Here is an 18145-nt window from a genome sequence, read left to right on the forward strand (position 1 = left end):
GTGGGAGCGAGCCTGCTCGCGATTAGGCGCGACGCGGTCTTCCTAGACCTGCTCCTGCGCCCCTTCAAACCACGCCAGCTTCTCGCGCAGTTGCACCACTTCCCCAACGATCACCAGCGTCGGCGCATGAACCTCATGCTCGGCCACCAGCAACGGCAGGTCCGCCAGGGTGCCGGTAAACACCCGCTGGTTTGAAGTGGTGCCCTGCTGGATCAACGCCGCCGGCGTGTCCGCTGCGCGACCGTGCTTGATCAGCTCGCTGCAGATCATCGGCAGCCCTACCAATCCCATGTAGAACACCAGCGTCTGGGCCGGCGCCACCAAGTCGGCCCAGGGCAGGTCGCTGCTACCGTCCTTGAGATGACCGGTGATGAAACGCACTGACTGCGCGTAGTCGCGATGGGTCAGTGGAATGCCGGCATAGGCCGCGCAACCACTGGCGGCGGTGATGCCGGGGACGACCTGGAACGGAATGCCTTGGGCCGCCAGTTCTTCGATTTCCTCGCCACCGCGACCGAAGATGAACGGATCGCCCCCCTTCAACCGCACCACACGCTTGCCCTGCCGGGCCAGGTCCACCAGTTGCTGGTTGATCTGGTCCTGGGGCACCGCATGCTCGGCGCGCCGCTTGCCGACGTAGACCCGCTCGGCATCCCGCCGGCACAGCTCAAGGATCGCTGGCGCCACCAGGCGGTCGTACAACACCACGTCCGCCTGCTGCATCAGGCGCAAGGCGCGGAAGGTCAGCAGGTCCGGATCACCCGGCCCGGCACCGACCAGATAGACCTCGCCCGGCGCGTCCGGTGCCTGGCCGGCGATCTTCGCCTGCAACAGGCGCTCGGCCTCGGCGCCCTGGCCAGCCAGTTGACGGTCGGCGATGGGCCCCTGGAAAACCTCTTCCCAGAACGCCCGGCGTTGCTGCACGTCCGGAAACAAGCCCTTTACCTGGTTGCGAAAGCGCGCCGCCAATCCGGCCAATTGCCCGTAGGTGGCGGGGATCCAGGTCTCCAGCTTGGCCCGGATCAGGCGCGCCAGCACCGGCGCGTCGCCGCCACTGGACACCGCGATCACCAATGGCGAGCGATCGACAATGGCCGGGAAGATCACGCTGCACAGGGCCGGCGCGTCCACCACATTGACCGGCACACAACGCTTGTGCGCATCGGCCGAGACCTGGGCGTTGAGCGATTCGTCGTCGGTTGCGGCGATGATCAGGCCGCAGCCGTCCATGTCCGCTTCAAGGTAACCGCGCAGGACGCACTCGCCACCGCTGCCACCGACCAACTCGCGCAATTGCGGCTCGATGTGCGGTGCGACCACCCGCAGCAGCGCGCCGGCGTCGGCCAGCAGACGGGATTTGCGCAAGGCGATCTCCCCGCCGCCAACCACCAGCACGCGACTGCCGCGCAGGTTGTGGAACAGTGGCAAGTAGTCCATTTAGCCGATGACCTCGATACCACCCATGTACGGCTTCAAGACTTCAGGCACACGGATCGAGCCGTCGGCCTGCTGGTAGTTTTCCAGCACCGCTACCAGGGTACGACCCACCGCCAGGCCGGAGCCGTTGAGGGTGTGGACCAGTTCCGGCTTGCCGGTTTCCGGATTGCGGAAACGCGCTTGCATGCGACGAGCCTGGAAATCGCCGCAGTTGGAGCACGACGAAATCTCGCGATACTTGTCCTGGCTCGGGATCCAGACTTCCAGGTCGTAGGTCTTGACCGCGCTGAAGCCCATGTCACCGGTGCACAGCGCCAGGGTGCGGTATGGCAGCTCCAGCAGTTGCAGGACCTTCTCGGCGTTGCCGGTCAGGCTTTCCAGAGCTTCCATGGATTTCGACGGTTCAACGATCTGGACCATCTCGACCTTGTCGAACTGGTGCTGGCGGATCATGCCGCGGGTGTCACGACCCGACGCCCCGGCTTCACTGCGGAAGCATGGCGTATGGGCGACGAACTTGATCGGCAGTTGCTTGGCGTCGACGATCTCGCCGGCCACGATGTTGGTCAGCGAGACCTCGGCGGTCGGGATCAGGTACAGGTCGGCCTCGCCTTCGCGACCGATCTTGAACAGGTCTTCCTCGAACTTCGGCAACTGGCCGGTACCCTGCAAGGCCGGGGCCTGGACCAGGTACGGCGTGTAGGCTTCCTCGTAACCGTGCTCGGTGACGTGCAGGTTGATCATGAACTGCGCCAGGGCGCGATGCAGACGGGCAATCGGCCCGCGCAGCAGGGCAAAACGGGCGCCGGACAGCTTGGCGGCGGTTTCGAAATCCAGCCAGCCGAACTTCTCGCCCAGGGCCACGTGGTCCTGTACCGGGAAATCGAACGCCTTCGGCGTGCCCCAACGGCGCACTTCGACGTTGCCCTCTTCGTCTTCACCCACCGGCACCGATTCGTGCGGCAGGTTCGGAATGCCCAGCAGGATCGAGTCCAGCTCGGTCTGGATCTTGTCCAGGGCCAGCTTGCCGTTGTTGAGCTCGGTGCCCATGCTCTCGACGTTCGCCATCAACGGCGCGATGTCTTCGCCGCGCTGCTTGGCCTGGCCAATGCTCTTGGAGATCGCATTGCGCTCGGCCTGTAGCTTTTCAGTAAGGGTCTGGACGGTCTTGCGCTGTTCCTCCAGCGCTTCGATACGCGCGACATCCAGGGCGAAGCCACGGGATGCCAGGCGGTCCGCTACGTCCTGAAGGTTGCTACGTAACAGTTTGGAATCGAGCATGTCGGTCTCTCGTTTAGATAAGTTTGGTCAGGGACAGGCCGGCCCAGGTGGCGATCAGCCCGCCGAATACGCTGATGGCCGCATAGCCCAGGGCCAGCGGCACCTGCCCGCTTTCCAGCAGGCGCACCGTATCCAGTGAAAAGGATGAAAACGTCGTCAGGCCGCCGAGGAAGCCGACGATGAGCCCGGCGCGCACTTCGACAGGCACCTCCGGGCGAATCAAAAACAGGCCGTATAAAACGCCGATCAGCAGACAGCCCACGATATTAACGGCCAGCGTCGCGGTATAGAAGTGCCGCGGCCAATTTGCGCTGACCCAGTTGCTGGTGGCGAAACGGGCCAGGGTGCCGGCAATGCCACCGGCGGAGACTGCAAGGACCAAGGGGATCAAGGTTTTCTCCGCTGCCGTGGGCTCAAGCGATCCAGTTGTGCCAAATGATTGAGCTTTTCGCCGATCTTCAACTCCAGGCCACGGGGCACCGGTTGGTAGAAGCGCTGAGGTTCGAGCTCTTCGGGGAAGTAATCTTCACCGGCCGCGTAGGCGTCCGGCTCATCGTGGGCGTAACGGTATTCTTCGCCATAGCCCAATTGCTTCATGAGCTTGGTCGGTGCGTTGCGCAGGTGCAACGGCACTTCGAGGGAGCCATGTTCGGCAGCGCTGCGCATCGCCGCCTTGAAGCCCATGTACACCGCGTTGCTTTTCGGCGCACAGGCCAGGTAGGTGATGGCCTGGGCCACGGCCAGCTCGCCCTCCGGGCTGCCGAGGCGCTCCTGCACATCCCACGCTGCCAGGCACAGGCTCAGCGCCCGCGGATCGGCATTGCCGATGTCTTCGCTGGCCATGCGCACCACCCGCCGCGCCAGGTACAGCGGATCGCAACCGCCGTCGATCATGCGCGCAAACCAGTACAAGGCGGCGTCGGGGTTGGAACCCCGGATGGATTTGTGCAGCGCCGAAATCTGGTCGTAGAACGCCTCGCCACCCTTGTCGAAACGACGGCGGGTATCGCCCAACAGGCTTTGCAACAGCTCGACACCGATCTCGCTGTGGTCTTCGGCCAGGTCCGAGGCGTTTTCCAGCAGGTTGAGCAAGCGCCGGCCGTCGCCATCGGCAGCCGAAAACAGCATCTGGAACCCTTCGTCACTCAGGCTCAGCTGGCGCTTGCCCAAGCCGCGTTCCTCGCTCAACGCCCGATGCACCAGCTTGCGCATCGCCGCCTCGTCGAGGCTCTTGAGCACATAGACTCGCGCCCGCGAGAGCAAGGCGTTATTGAGTTCGAATGAGGGGTTTTCGGTGGTCGCGCCGATGAAGATCAGCGTGCCGTCTTCGACGTAGGGCAGGAAGGCGTCCTGCTGGGACTTGTTGAAACGGTGCACTTCGTCGACGAACAGGATGGTGCGCTTGCCGTATTGGCCGGCCTGCTGCTTGGCCACTTCCACCGCCTGTCGGATCTCCTTGACCCCGGCGAGCACCGCCGACACGGTTTCGAAATGCGCATCCGAGACTTCCGCCAGCAGCCGTGCCAGGGTGGTCTTGCCCACGCCCGGCGGCCCCCAGAAGATCATCGAATGCAGCGCCCCCTGCTCCAGCGCTTCACGCAAGGGCTTGCCACGGGCGAGCACATGCTCCTGGCCGACGTACTCATCCAGGTTGGTCGCGCGCAGGCGCGCGGCCAATGGCTGGGCTATCGGGGCGCTTCGAAACAGGTCCATCACTACTTACGTGACCTCCGCTGGGTCCTGATGCCGATTCTCTCTGCCGGAGCCGCTCTGTGGGAGCAAGGCCTTGCTCCCACAGGTCACTTCCCACAGGGGTTTTGGATTATTCCTGGATCACATCCGCACCCTTGGGAATGTCGAACTTGAACTTGGACGCCGCGATCGGCTCGTTGGCCTTGACCCCGGTGAACAGGATGTTGGTGCGCTGGCCGACGCTGTCGATCAGTTGCATGTCGTTGACCAGACCGTTGCGGAACGACAGGCGCAGGCTGTCGAACAGGCTGTCCTTGGTCTTGGGCTTGAGGGTGAAGTCAATCACGCCACCGGCTTCCTTGGCACTGATGTCGAAACTCTGGCTGATCTTGGAAATGTCCCCGGAAAGCAACAGCGCCGGGGTCTGGGTCAGACGCTGATCGAGGGTCTTGATGGTGACCTGCTCCAGGTCCGGGTCCCACAGGGAAACCTTCTTGCCATCGGACACCATCAGTTGTTCGGCCGGCGCATCGGTGTGCCAGTAGAACAGGCCTGGACGCTGCACCGCCATCTCACCGGCGGTTTCCTGCAACTGGGTGCCGCTGCCGTCGAGGGTCAGCTGGGAAAAGCGTGCGGTCAGGGTCTTGGAACCGTCCAGCAACTGAGTCAGGCGAGCCACATCCTTTTCCTCGGCATGGGCCGACAAGGTGGTCAGGGCCAGTACGGGCAACAGCAACATGCGAATCAGGCGCATGGGAGTCCTCATGAAGTCTTGGGGGGCGAGCGACCTGTTGCCAGGCCACCCGGGTCGTTAGTCGCGCATCGGGCCCGGCGCCAATACTTCGCGCGAGCCGTTGGTGTTCATGGCCGTCACGACCCCGGCCATTTCCATGGCCTCGATCATGCGAGCGGCGCGGTTGTAGCCGATCTTCAGCTTGCGCTGGACCGCTGAAATCGAAGCCCGGCGGCTTTCCAGGACGAACTGCACTGCTTCGTCGTAGAGCGCATCGGTTTCCGCATCTTCGTCGCCACCGCCACCGCCGCCCTCGAAGCCGCTGCCGGCCTCCTCGACGCCGTTGAGGATGTCGTCGTTGTATTCCGGCGCGCCGCGCAGCTTCCAGGCTTCCACCACGCGATGAACCTCGTCGTCGGACACGAACGCACCGTGGACCCGGATCGGCAAACTGGTGCCCGGCGGCATGTAGAGCATGTCACCATGGCCGAGCAACTGCTCGGCGCCACCCTGGTCGATGATGGTCCGCGAGTCGATCTTGCTCGACACCTGGAACGCCATGCGGGTCGGGATGTTGGCCTTGATCAGGCCGGTGATCACGTCCACCGACGGTCGCTGCGTGGCGAGGATCAGGTGGATACCTGCCGCACGGGCCTTCTGGGCGATACGGGCGATCAGTTCCTCGACCTTCTTGCCGACGATCATCATCATGTCGGCGAATTCGTCCACCACCACCACGATGGTCGGCAGCTTGTGCAGCAGCGGCGCTTCGTCGTGGATATTCTCGCGGTGGTACAGCGGGTCGCTCAACGGCGTACCGGCTTCCTCGGCTTCCTTGACCTTGGCGTTGAAACCCGACAGGTTGCGCACGCCCATCTTCGCCATCAGCTTGTAGCGGCGCTCCATCTCGGCGACGCTCCAGCGCAAGGCGTTGGCGGCGTCCTTCATGTCGGTCACCACCGGGCACAGCAGGTGCGGAATGCCTTCATAGATCGACAGTTCGAGCATCTTCGGGTCGATCATGATCAGCTTGGCGTCATCCGGGCCGGACTTGAACAGGATCGACAGGATCATCGCGTTCACGCCCACCGACTTACCGGAACCGGTGGTACCGGCCACCAGCAAGTGCGGCATCTTCGCCAGGTCGGTGATGACCGGCTTGCCGCCGATGTCGTGGCCCAGGGCCAAGGTGACCGGCGACTTGTGGTTGTCGTACTCGGGGGTCGACAGCACTTCGGAGAAGCGCACGATCTGCCGGTCCTCGTTGGGAATCTCGATGCCCACCGTGGTCTTGCCGGGAATTACTTCTACCACCCGCACGCTGGTCACGGCCAGGGAGCGCGCGAGGTCCTTCGCCAGGTTGGCGATGCGGCTGACCTTCACACCGGCGGCCGGCTGGATTTCGTAGCGGGTAATGACCGGGCCCGGGTGGATCGAATCCACCGTGACCTCGACACCGAACTCCTTGAGCTTGATCTCCAGCAAGTGGCCGACGGCCGCCAGGGATTCGGGGGAATAGTTGAGTTGTTTCTTTTCGGCCGGATCCAGGATGGAGATCGGCGGCAAGGTGCCTTCCACGGCGCTGTCGACGAACAGCGGCGCCTGTTTCTCTTTCTGCACGCGCTTGCTCGGTTCCGGGGCCTTGGGCGGGGCCACGGTGATGACGGGCGGCACCTGTTTCTCGCGCTCGGACATGTGCTTGCTCAAGGCCTGCTCACGCTCGATCAGGCGCTCCTTGACCTTGGCCTGCTCACGCTTGTCCGGCACCGTCGGGGCCACCACGTCATGAACCCGGTCGTCGACTTCGCGCAGCTGCGCCACCAATTGCTTGCGCTCGGTGCGCGCCGCCCACCAGCGGTTCAGCGCACCCTGGATCAATTCGATCAGGTCCAGGGTGATCTTGCCGGTGACGTCCATGACCTTGAACCACGACAGGTCGGTGAACACCGTCAGGCCAAACAGGAACAGGGCGATGAACAGCAGCGTGCTGCCCTGGATATTCAGGGCGTTGCGGGCCAGGTCGCCGAGGCTTTCCCCCAGCGCGCCGCCCGCCCCGGCCGGCAGGCCAGTGGGGGCGTGGAAATGGATATGGGCCAGCGCAGCCCCCGAGAGCACCAGGAACACCAGGCCGATCAGGCGCCAGGAGAACAGCCAGCCACTCCACAGCCACGGTTCGTGGCGCTGACGGAAGATCTGATACGCCTTGATCGCCAGCAGCAGCGGGAAGATGTAGGCAAAGTAACCCAGCACCATGAACAGGATGTCGGCGCTGTAGGAACCGGCCGGACCGCCGAAGTTCTGCACGTCGTCGATCTTGCTGTTGTGGCTCCAGCCCGGATCGTCCTTGCCGTAGGTCAGCAAGGCCATCATCAGGAACAGACACAAGGCTCCGATGGCGATCAATGCACCTTCCTTGAGCCGGTAGTGCAGTTGCTGGCGCCAGAGCGGAACGACTGTTTTGGGTGCTGCGGTGGATTTCTTCAAAACGCTTCTTTTCCTGCGCCTATGGCGCGTCCATCTGTTGAACGACGATAAAAAACTGCTCATCCGAGCAGGTAAAAAAAGTGAATGCACACAACCGGTACTATTTTTACCACTGTGGCGGTCATCCCGAAAACCGCAGGTGTTGCCGAAGATTTTGATCTTTAGCCCATCCCGCGTTCAAAACTCAAGCATTGTACGGGTTTGTCAGCCCCAAGGCATTGCCCGCACGCCCGGCTACCAGCATAGCCAAAAACGCAATGCGCAAGCCCCAATTGGAGCATGCATTGTCTTTTGTGACAAAGGCTTATGAGGTGTTTTTTATGAGTGAAGTGAAGCATTCACGCCTGATCATCCTCGGCTCCGGCCCTGCCGGTTACAGCGCGGCTGTCTACGCCGCCCGCGCCAACCTCAAACCCGTTGTCATCACCGGGCTGCAGGCCGGCGGCCAGCTCACCACCACCGTGGAAGTCGACAACTGGCCCGGCGACGTCGAAGGCCTGACCGGCCCGGTGCTGATGGAGCGCATGCAACGGCACGCCGAGCGCTTCGACACACAGATCGTCTACGACCACATCCACACCGCCAAGTTGCAGCAGCGGCCGTTCGAACTCATTGGCGACAGCGGCACCTACACCTGCGACGCACTGATCATCGCCACCGGCGCATCGGCCCAATACCTGGGCCTGCCCTCGGAAGAAACCTTTGCCGGCAAAGGCGTTTCCGCCTGTGCGACCTGCGATGGATTTTTCTACCGAAACCAGGTGGTGGCCGTGGTCGGCGGCGGCAATACCGCGGTCGAGGAAGCCCTCTACCTCTCCAACATCGCCAAGCGAGTGCATCTGGTCCACCGCCGCGACAAGCTGCGCTCGGAGAAAATCCTGCAGGACAAGCTCTTCGAAAAGGCGACCAACGGTAACATCCAGTTGCACTGGAACCAGAATCTGGATGAAGTCCTGGGCGATGCCAGTGGCGTGACCGGGGCGCGCCTGCGCAACAGCCAGAGCGGCGAAACCAGTACGCTCGCGCTGGCCGGCGTATTCATCGCCATCGGCCATAAACCCAACACCGATCTGTTCCAGGGCCAACTGGCAATGCACAACGGCTACCTGCGGGTGCGCGGCGGCAGCGAGGGCAATGCCACCGCCACCGACATAGACGGGGTTTTCGCGGCGGGCGATGTGGCCGACCACGTCTACCGCCAGGCCATCACCTCGGCCGGCGCCGGGTGCATGGCCGCACTCGATGCCGAGAAGTATCTCGATGACATCCCGCCCGTTTGACGGTTAATCTTCGAGCCAATGTGGCGAGGGAATTTATCCCCTCGCCACAATTCGTCCGCATAAGCGCCCGCCACCCTCCCGTCTGCAAGCGAATGACAATGCTGACTTGGTTACAACGCAATTCGTTCGATTTTCCACCCTTGGAAAAAGCCATGCGCGACCCCAACGGGTTGCTGGCCGCCGGCGGCGATTTATCCGCCGACCGGCTGATCCAGGCCTATCGCCACGGCTGCTTCCCCTGGTTCTCCGAAGGCCAACCCATCCTCTGGTGGTCACCGGACCCGCGCACTGTGCTGTTTCCCGACGAATTGCACGTCTCGCGCAGCCTCGGCAAGCTCTTGCGCAAGCGCCGCTACGAGGTGACCTTCGACAAGGACTTTGCCGCAGTCATCAAGGCCTGCGCCGCACCGCGCGAGTATGCCGAGGGCACCTGGATCACCGAGGCCATGCAAACCGCTTATCTGGAACTGCATCGCCGTGGCTTCGCCCATTCGGTCGAGGTCTGGGACCAGGGCCTGATGGTGGGCGGCCTGTACGGCCTGGCGATGGGCCAGCTGTTTTTCGGCGAATCCATGTTCAGCCGGGCCGACAACGCGTCGAAATTCGGCTTCGCCACCCTGGTCCAACACCTCAAGGAGGCCGGTTTCGTACTGATAGACTGCCAGATGCCCACCGAACACCTGCACAGCCTGGGCGCGCGCTCGATCCCACGCCAGGCATTTGCCGGTTACCTCAAGGCACACCTGGACCAGCCCAATCACGCGACATGGGTTTGCTGAGCGCCATTGGCGCGCGTGGCTTACAATTAAATTCAAAGCTTATCCCGAGGGTTGATCATGACCGAGTTGGCGCGCTTGAAGTTTTATGCCACTCAACCCCACTCTTGCAGTTACCTGCCCGAGGAGCAGGCCACGACGCTGTTCCTCGACCCTAGCCAGCCCATGGATGTGCACGTCTACGCAGACCTGTCGGAAATGGGCTTTCGTCGCAGTGGTGATCATCTCTACCGGCCCCATTGCCAGCATTGCAATGCGTGCGTTCCGGCGCGCATCCCCGTGGCTCAATTCACCCCCAACCGCCAGCAGAAACGCATTTTCAAGCGCAACGCCGACCTGCAGGTCCGGCCGGCCAAGCCGCAATTCAACGAGGAATATTTCGACCTGTACCAGCGCTACATCGAGCAGCGCCATGCCGATGGCGACATGTACCCGCCCAGCCGCGATCAATTCTCGACGTTCCTGGTGCGCGACCTGCCGTTTTCCCGCTTCTATGAATTTCGCCTCGAAGGCAGGCTGGTGGCCATTGCCGTCACGGACCTTTTGCCCAACGGGCTTTCAGCGGTGTACACCTTCTACGAGCCGGACGAAGAGCGACGCAGTCTCGGACGCTTCGCCATCCTCTGGCAGATCAACGAATCCCGGCGCCTGGGGCTGGACGCGGTGTACCTGGGCTACTGGATCAAGAACTGCAAGAAGATGAACTACAAGACCCAATATCGCCCCATCGAACTGCTGATTAACCAGCGTTGGGTTGTCCTAAACTAGAACCCCTTGGCTTGCCCCCCCTTTTTCGGGCACAATGCACGCCGCTTTTGCCTGGCGCAGTTGCACCGGGCCATTCATTGGATACCGAGGGCTTTACTGCATGTCGAAAGAAGACAGCTTCGAAATGGAAGGCACTGTCGTCGACACCCTGCCCAACACCATGTTTCGCGTGGAGTTGGAAAATGGGCACGTCGTAACCGCGCACATCTCCGGCAAGATGCGCAAGAACTACATTCGTATTCTTACCGGCGACAAAGTGCGCGTCGAGCTGACGCCCTATGACTTGAGCAAAGGGCGCATCACTTACCGCGCTCGCTAACAAGTCAATACAAGACGCCCGGCCAATGCCGGGCGTTTTTGTTTGTCCAGGCTTATCCAGAAACACACAGTTCCCACAAGGGATTCTCGGTGCAGCTGGAAACAGCAAAAAGGCGCCTTTAGGCGCCTTCTGCTTTATTGCGGGTAACGATCAAGCCATTTCGGCCGTGGTTTCGAAGTCGAAGGTCAGTTCGCCGTCCTTGATGTCGATGTGAACCACACCGCCATGCTCGGCCAGTTCGCCAAAGAGGATTTCCTCGGCCAGCGGACGCTTGATCTTGTCCTGGATCAGGCGAGCCATCGGCCGTGCCCCCATCGTCACATCGTAGCCACCTTCGGCCAGCCAGCTGCGCGCCGCATCGGTAACCTCCAGCAATACCCGCTTGTCTTCGAGCTGCGCCTGGAGTTCGGTGAGGAACTTGTCCACCACGCTCTTGATGACTTCATGACTGAGGCGACCGAACTGGATAATGGTATCCAGGCGGTTGCGGAACTCAGGCGTGAAGCTCTTCTTGATCACTTCCATCGCATCGGACGAGTGATCCTGATGGGTAAAGCCGATCGAAGCACGCGCCGCGGTTTCGGCACCGGCGTTGGTGGTCATGATGAGGATCACATTGCGGAAATCCGCCTTGCGCCCGTTGTTGTCGGTCAGCGTACCGTGGTCCATCACCTGCAGGAGCAGGTTGAAGACTTCCGGATGCGCCTTCTCGATTTCATCGAGCAGCAGTACGCAATGCGGCTGTTTGGTAATGGCCTCGGTCAACAGGCCGCCCTGGTCGAAACCGACATAACCCGGAGGCGCACCGATCAGGCGCGACACTGTGTGGCGCTCCATGTACTCGGACATGTCGAAACGAACCAGTTCGATGCCCATCGCCTTGGCCAGCTGCCGTGCCGCCTCGGTCTTGCCGACGCCGGTAGGACCGGCGAACAGGAAGGAACCCACCGGTTTGTCCGGCGACTTGAGGCCGGCGCGGGACAGCTTGATGGCCGTCGACAGCGAGTCGATGGCCGCGTCCTGGCCGAACACCGTCAGCTTGAGATCCCGCTCCAGGTTGCGCAGCAGCTCCTTATCGGAACTGGTGACATGCTTGGGTGGAATCCGCGCAATTTTCGCCACGATGTCCTCGACCTGAGGCACTTCGATGCGCTTGACGCGTTTTTCCACCGGTTGCAGCCGCTGGTAGGCTCCCGCCTCGTCGATGACGTCGATGGCCTTGTCCGGCATGTGCCGGTCGTTGATGTAGCGCGAGGCCAGTTCAGCCGCCGCACGCAGGGCTTCATCGCTGTATTCGATGTTGTGGTGCAGCTCGAAACGCCCTTTCAGGCCGCGCAGGATGCCGATGGTGTCTTCCACCGAAGGCTCGGACACGTCGACCTTCTGGAAGCGCCGGGCCAAGGCCCGATCCTTCTCGAAGATCCCGCGAAATTCCTGGAACGTCGTCGAACCGATGCAACGGATATCGCCCGAGGAGAGCAACGGCTTGAGCAGGTTAGAGGCATCCATCACCCCACCCGACGCCGCCCCGGCACCAATGATGGTGTGGATCTCGTCGATGAACAGGATCGCCTGCGGACGTTTTTTAAGCTCGCCGAGCAACGCCTTGAAGCGCTTCTCGAAATCGCCACGGTATTTGGTACCGGCCAGCAGGGCACCCAGGTCCAGGGAATACACCACGCTATTGGCCAGCAGGTCAGGCACCTGGCTGTCGACAATGCGCTTGGCCAGGCCTTCGGCAATGGCCGTCTTGCCCACGCCCGCCTCGCCCACCAGCAACGGGTTGTTCTTGCGCCGCCGGGCCAGGATCTGCGCAACGCGCTCGACTTCGGCCTCGCGCCCAACCAGCGGATCGATACGGCCCTGGCGCGCCAGTTCGTTCAGATTGCTGGCATAGGCGTCCAGCGGATTGCCCGAAGAAGACGATTCACCGCCCTCCTCATCCTGCATGTCCTGCTCACCTTCGGAATGATCACCATGCCCCGGCACCTTGGAAATGCCATGGGCGATGTAGTTGACGACATCGATGCGCGCAACGCTCTGTTGCTTGAGCAGGAACACAGCCTGGCTTTCCTGTTCGCTGAAAATGGCGACCAGCACGTTGGCACCGGTGACTTCCCGCTTACCCGAGCTCTGTACATGAAAGACAGCACGCTGCAAGACACGCTGGAAACCCAGGGTTGGCTGGGTCTCCCGATCTTCGTCATGAACGGGGATCAGGGGCGTGGTGGAGTCGATGAACTCCTGCAGGTCATGCTTGAGTTTGTCGAGGTTCGCGCCGCAGGCACGCAAGACGGTGGCGGCGGCCTCGTTATCCAATAGGGCCAGCAACAGGTGTTCGACGGTCATGAATTCATGACGCTTCGAACGAGCCTCCTTGAAGGCAAGATTGAGGGTGACTTCGAGCTCGCGGTTTAACATAGCTTCACCTCATACCCAAGTGGTCGGCGTTAACCGTCCTTCTCGATTTCACAGAGTAGCGGATGCTGGCTTTCCCGGGCGTACTGGTTGACCTGCATGGCCTTTGTCTCGGCGATGTCGCGGGTAAACACTCCACATACTGCCCGTCCCTCTGTATGAACGGCCAGCATGACCTTGGTCGCCAGCTCGCGATTCAGGTTAAAAAACACCTCGAGCACTTCGACGACGAAATCCATCGGTGTGTAGTCATCGTTGAACAAAACCACCTTGTACATCGGTGGCGCCTGCAATGCCGGCTTTGCTTCCTGAACAGCAATGCCTGCGGAATCGTCGTCGTGTAGATCCGGGCGATCCTGATTGAATGTTAGTCGAATCTGGCTGACTGCATGCATGGAAAGAAAGGTTCGTTTAGTTGGCGAATACAGTGATGGGGGCGCTTTAGGGTGATTTCAACCACGACCACCCGGTCACCTTGACTATCGGCGAATCGGTGTTACAACCAATAGAGCCCATCGTGGGTTAAAAAGGTCCGTGGAATCTATCCTGTTTTCAAGATTAGCCTGCGGATGGACTGGATGATACTCCAGTGATGGAGTGCATTGCAGAGGGATATGATTTATGTCGGTCGTCAAGATGAGTGGCAAGGTGAAGTGGTTCAACAATGCCAAGGGCTTCGGTTTCATTATCGCCGCTGGCATGGACGATGAAGACCTCTTCGCCCATTACTCAGCTATCCAGATGGAAGGCTACAGAACCTTGAAGGCTGGCCAGCCTGTGAAGTTCGAGGTCATCCAGGGCCCCAAGGGGCTGCACGCGGTCAACATCGAACCGATCAAGATCGAAGACGCGCCAGCCCCAGTCAATAGCCAAGATCAGCCATTGACCGCCGTCTAGCCCTTCCAGAAACACAAATGCCCGGCTCGAGAGATCGAGCCGGGCATTTGTGTTGAGCGCCGATCCGCTTACATGTGCGAGATCAGTGCATCGCCGAAGCCCGAGGATGACACCAGCTTGGCGCCGTCCATGAGGCGTTCGAAGTCATAGGTCACGGTCTTGGCCGAAATCGCGCCGTTGGTGCCCTTGATGATCAGGTCGGCCGCTTCGGTCCAACCCATGTGGCGCAACATCATTTCCGCCGAGAGAATCAGCGAACCCGGATTGACCTGGTCCTTGCCGGCATACTTGGGCGCGGTCCCGTGGGTGGCTTCGAACATCGCCACGGTGTCGGACAGGTTGGCGCCCGGCGCGATACCGATACCGCCCACTTCCGCGGCCAGGGCATCGGACAGGTAGTCACCGTTCAGGTTGAGGGTCGCGATCACATCGTATTCGGCCGGACGCAACAGGATCTGCTGGAGCATCGCATCGGCGATGGCGTCCTTGACGACGACATTCTTGCCGGTCTTGGGGTTCTTGAACTGCATCCAGGGCCCGCCGTCGAGCAAGGTCGCCCCGAACTCCTCGGCCGCCACTTCGTAGGCCCACTCCTTGAAGGCACCTTCGGTGAACTTCATGATGTTGCCCTTGTGCACGATGGTCAGCGAATCGCGATCGTTGTCCACCACATATTGCAGGGCCTTGCGAGCCAGGCGTTGGGTGCCCTGCTTGGAAACCGGCTTGACGCCGATGCCGCAATCCTCGTCGAAACGGATCTTGGTCACGCCCATTTCTTCTTTAAGGAACTTGATGATCTTGGTGGCTTCGGCCGAGCCGGCCTTCCACTCGATGCCGGCATAGATGTCTTCGGAGTTCTCGCGAAAGATCGTCATGTCCACGTCGCCAGGCTTCTTGACCGGACTTGGCACACCTTCGAACCAGCGCACCGGACGCAGGCACACATACAAGTCGAGTTGTTGGCGCAGGGCCACGTTCAGCGAGCGGATACCACCGCCCACCGGCGTGGTCAGCGGGCCCTTGATGGACACCACGTAGTCCTTGACCGCGTCCAGGGTTTCCTGGGGCAGCCAGGTGTCCTGGTCGTAGACCTGGGTCGCTTTTTCGCCGGCATACACTTCCATCCAGGAAATCTTGCGCTTGCCGCCATAGGCCTTCTGAACTGCAGCGTCCACAACCTTGATCATGACCGGACTGATATCGACGCCAATGCCGTCGCCTTCAATGAAGGGGATGATCGGGTTGTCGGGAACATTAAGAGAATGGTCTGCATTGACGGTGATTTTGTCACCGACGGCTGGAACCTGAATCTTTTGATACCCCATGCTGAACTCCATTGCTTGGATTGAACATCTGGCTGCGTTCGAGCGTACCCCACTTGAATCAACGCGCAAACCCTACGTTAGACGCATCCTCGACAAAACGATGTAGTTCGCTGCGTACAAGCCTGAAAAGCAAGGGAAAAGCGCCAAACTTGAGCATAGCCTGCTTCCGGCGTACTGCGACGTTTAGACCAATGGACGTGTACGAACGTCTATGAACCATCGGCAGATTGCCAGCTACCTATGTATAATGCCGCCGCTGACCACAGGGTCACGACGGCTGACTGCTCTAAGACACGACTTTCCGCCAGTTAAAAGCCGGACCGTTACCGCGGTCCGACCGCTTGACGCTCGACTGATGCACCTAACATCACCGCGAAGAAACCTCGACATTCGGCTCACGGATGACTTTGAACGAACGCGCTTACCCGGCGCCCCTCGAGTTTCTGCGCATGCTTTAGCAAAGAAGAGAGTTAATCCGAATATGCCCACCCGCTCGAAGATCATCTATACCTTCACCGACGAAGCCCCCGCCCTCGCCACCTATTCATTGCTGCCAATCGTCGAAGCCTTTACCGCTTCGGCCGATATCGCCGTGGAAACCCGCGATATCTCCCTCGCAGGGCGCATCCTGGCCAGCTTCCCCGAGCAACTGGGCGACAAAGCCGTAGCCGACCACCTCGCCGAACTGGGCGACCTGGCCGTTACGCCTGAAGCCAACATCATCAAGCTGCCGAACATCAGCGCCTCGGTACCGCAACTGCAGGCTGCGATCAAGGAACTGCAGGCCCGGGGCTACGCCCTGCCGGACTATCCGGAAACCGTGACCACCGACGCCGAGAAAGACGCTCGCGCTCGCTACGACAAGGTCAAGGGCAGCGCCGTGAACCCGGTCCTGCGTGAAGGCAACTCCGACCGTCGCGCCCCGCTGTCGGTCAAGAACTACGCCCGCAAGCACCCGCACAAGATGGGCGCCTGGGCTGCGGACTCCAAGTCCCACGTCGCCCACATGAGCAGCGGTGATTTCTACGGCAGCGAAAAAGCCGCCCTGATCGACGCCGCCGGCAGCGTGAAAATCGAGCTGATCGCCCAGGACGGCACCGCCACCGTCCTGAAGGAAAAAACCAGCGTACAAGCCGGTGAGATCCTCGACTGCGCCGTGCTGAGCAAGAACGCCCTGCGCGACTTCATCGCCGCTGAAATCGAAGACGCCAAGAAACAAGGCGTGCTGCTGTCGGTTCACCTCAAGGCCACCATGATGAAGGTCTCCGACCCGATCATGTTCGGTCAGATCGTGGCCGAGTTCTACAAGGACGCCCTGGCCAAGCACGCCCAGGTACTGGAGCAGATCGGCTTCAACCTGAACAACGGCATCGGCGACCTGTACGCTCGCATCAAGGCCCTGCCGGCCGAACAGCAAGCTGCCATCGAAGCTGACATCCAGGCGGTCTACGCCGTTCGCCCTGCACTGGCGATGGTCAACTCCGACAAAGGCATCACCAACCTGCACGTACCGAGCGACGTCATCGTCGACGCCTCGATGCCCGCCATGATCCGTGACTCCGGCAAGATGTGGGGCACCGACGGCCAACTGCACGACACCAAGGCCGTGATCCCGGATCGCTGCTACGCCACCATCTATCAGGCAGTGATCGAAGACTGCAAGCAACACGGCGCCTTCGACCCAACCACCATGGGCAGCGTGCCAAACGTTGGCCTGATGGCCAAGAAAGCCGAAGAGTATGGTTCCCACGACAAGACCTTCCAAATCAAGGTCGACGGCGTGGTCCGTGTTTCGGACAGCAACGGTCGCACCCTGCTGGAACAGAACGTCGAAGCAGGCGATATCTTCCGCATGTGCCAGACCAAAGACGCGCCGATCCAGGACTGGGTCAAACTGGCCGTCAACCGCGCCCGTGCCAGCAGCACCCCGGCGATCTTCTGGCTGGACCCGATGCGCGCCCATGACGGCGTCGTGATCGAGAAAGTCCAGGCTTACCTGAAGGACTACGACACTGCCGGCCTGGACATCCGCATCATGTCGCCGGTCGACGCGATGAAGTTCACCCTGGCCCGCACCCGCGAAGGCAAGGACACCATTTCGGTGACCGGCAACGTGTTGCGCGACTACCTGACCGACCTGTTCCCGATCATGGAGCTGGGCACCAGCGCCAAGATGCTGTCGATCGTGCCGCTGATGAACGGCGGTGGCCTGTTCGAAACCGGCGCTGGCGGTTCGGCACCCAAGCACGTCCAGCAATTGCTGGAAGAGAACTTCCTGCGCTGGGATTCCCTGGGCGAGTTCCTGGCCCTGGCCGCCTCCCTCGAACACCTGGGCGTGACCTACAACAACCCCAAGGCACTGGTACTGGCCAAGACCCTCGACCAGGCCACCGGTGAGTTCCTGGACCGCAACAAATCGCCTTCGCGCAAGGTCGGCGGCATCGACAACCGCGGCAGCCACTTCTACCTGACCCTGTTCTGGGCCCAGGCACTGGCCGCTCAAGACGACGACGCAGCCCTCAAGGCCCAGTTCGCCCCATTGGCCAAGACCCTGACCGACAACGAAGAAAAAATCGTTGCCGAGCTCAACGCCGTTCAAGGCAAACCAGTGGACATCGGCGGTTACTACTTCGCCGATCCGGAGCTGACCCGCAAGGCCATGCGCCCAAGCACCACCTTCAACGCGGCGATTGCTGCGCTGGTGTAAGGCTGATGTAAGGTTGTAAGCAGCAAGC

General features: G+C 61.2%; 15 protein-coding genes. 6 read left to right on the top strand and 9 right to left on the bottom strand.

All coding sequences use genetic code 11. The features are described from left to right. Positions 1-42: 42 nt before the first annotated feature. The 6 genes from cysG to ftsK all read right to left on the bottom strand — a co-directional run bounded on the left by cysG (position 43) and on the right by ftsK (position 7690). Positions 43-1437, bottom strand: coding sequence for a siroheme synthase CysG (gene cysG / locus ACODSJ_RS15005; RefSeq protein WP_489102474.1), 1395 nt, complete (start codon positions 1435-1437; stop codon positions 43-45). Beyond that, a complete protein-coding gene (gene serS / locus ACODSJ_RS15010; protein WP_489102475.1) occupies positions 1438-2718 on the bottom strand; it encodes a serine--tRNA ligase in 1281 nt (426 codons plus the stop codon). A 13-nt stretch (positions 2719-2731) separates the two neighbouring features. Beyond that, the gene (gene crcB, locus ACODSJ_RS15015) at positions 2732-3109 is read right to left on the bottom strand and encodes a fluoride efflux transporter CrcB (RefSeq protein WP_489102476.1); all 378 of its coding nucleotides are present in this window, start codon (positions 3107-3109) and stop codon (positions 2732-2734) included. Continuing rightward, positions 3106-4431, bottom strand: coding sequence for a replication-associated recombination protein A (locus tag ACODSJ_RS15020; RefSeq protein ID WP_489102477.1), 1326 nt, complete (start codon positions 4429-4431; stop codon positions 3106-3108). Before ACODSJ_RS15020 ends, crcB begins: the two co-directional genes overlap by 4 nt. 109 nt (positions 4432-4540) lie before the next feature. Next, positions 4541-5164: an outer membrane lipoprotein periplasmic chaperone LolA gene (gene lolA / locus ACODSJ_RS15025; protein WP_489102478.1), complete on the bottom strand. Its 624-nt coding sequence runs from the start codon at positions 5162-5164 to the stop codon at positions 4541-4543. Positions 5165-5221: 57 nt separating this feature from the next. Further along, entirely contained in the window at positions 5222-7690 is a 2469-nt protein-coding gene (gene ftsK, locus ACODSJ_RS15030) for a DNA translocase FtsK (RefSeq protein WP_489102479.1), read from the bottom strand. 257 nt (positions 7691-7947) lie between these two features. Here ftsK and trxB point away from each other — a divergent pair, with 257 nt between their 5' ends. The 4 genes from trxB to infA all read left to right on the top strand — a co-directional run bounded on the left by trxB (position 7948) and on the right by infA (position 10770). Beyond that, a complete protein-coding gene (gene trxB / locus ACODSJ_RS15035) occupies positions 7948-8907 on the top strand; it encodes a thioredoxin-disulfide reductase (RefSeq protein WP_489102480.1) in 960 nt (319 codons plus the stop codon). A gap of 98 nt (positions 8908-9005) precedes the next feature. Continuing rightward, entirely contained in the window at positions 9006-9686 is a 681-nt protein-coding gene (gene aat, locus ACODSJ_RS15040) for a leucyl/phenylalanyl-tRNA--protein transferase (protein ID WP_489102481.1), read from the top strand. A 57-nt stretch (positions 9687-9743) separates the two neighbouring features. Further along, the gene (locus tag ACODSJ_RS15045) at positions 9744-10451 is read left to right on the top strand and encodes an arginyltransferase (RefSeq protein ID WP_489102482.1); all 708 of its coding nucleotides are present in this window, start codon (positions 9744-9746) and stop codon (positions 10449-10451) included. 100 nt (positions 10452-10551) lie between these two features. Further along, positions 10552-10770 carry a translation initiation factor IF-1 gene (gene infA, locus ACODSJ_RS15050; protein ID WP_002553999.1) on the top strand — a complete coding sequence of 73 codons (219 nt, stop codon included), beginning with the start codon at positions 10552-10554 and terminating at the stop codon, positions 10768-10770. Positions 10771-10920: 150 nt separating this feature from the next. Here the strand turns inward: infA and clpA are convergent, their stop codons facing one another. Together clpA and clpS are read right to left on the bottom strand one after the other, a co-directional pair. Next, the gene (gene clpA, locus ACODSJ_RS15055; protein WP_489102483.1) at positions 10921-13191 is read right to left on the bottom strand and encodes an ATP-dependent Clp protease ATP-binding subunit ClpA; all 2271 of its coding nucleotides are present in this window, start codon (positions 13189-13191) and stop codon (positions 10921-10923) included. 29 nt (positions 13192-13220) lie between these two features. Next, a complete protein-coding gene (gene clpS, locus ACODSJ_RS15060) occupies positions 13221-13583 on the bottom strand; it encodes an ATP-dependent Clp protease adapter ClpS (protein WP_003180089.1) in 363 nt (120 codons plus the stop codon). A 226-nt stretch (positions 13584-13809) separates the two neighbouring features. Between clpS and cspD the strand changes: the two genes are divergently transcribed. Continuing rightward, positions 13810-14085 carry a cold shock domain-containing protein CspD gene (cspD, locus tag ACODSJ_RS15065; protein ID WP_489102484.1) on the top strand — a complete coding sequence of 92 codons (276 nt, stop codon included), beginning with the start codon at positions 13810-13812 and terminating at the stop codon, positions 14083-14085. Between the two features lie 68 nt (positions 14086-14153). Here cspD and icd read toward each other — a convergent pair whose 3' ends face one another. Next, positions 14154-15410, bottom strand: coding sequence for an NADP-dependent isocitrate dehydrogenase (gene icd / locus ACODSJ_RS15070; protein ID WP_489102485.1), 1257 nt, complete (start codon positions 15408-15410; stop codon positions 14154-14156). Positions 15411-15891: 481 nt separating this feature from the next. Here icd and ACODSJ_RS15075 point away from each other — a divergent pair, with 481 nt between their 5' ends. Then, positions 15892-18117, top strand: a complete 2226-nt coding sequence (locus ACODSJ_RS15075; RefSeq protein ID WP_489102486.1) for an NADP-dependent isocitrate dehydrogenase — start codon at positions 15892-15894, stop codon at positions 18115-18117. Positions 18118-18145: the final 28 nt, after the last annotated feature.

This window comes from Pseudomonas sp. FG6 (assembly GCF_057809015.1).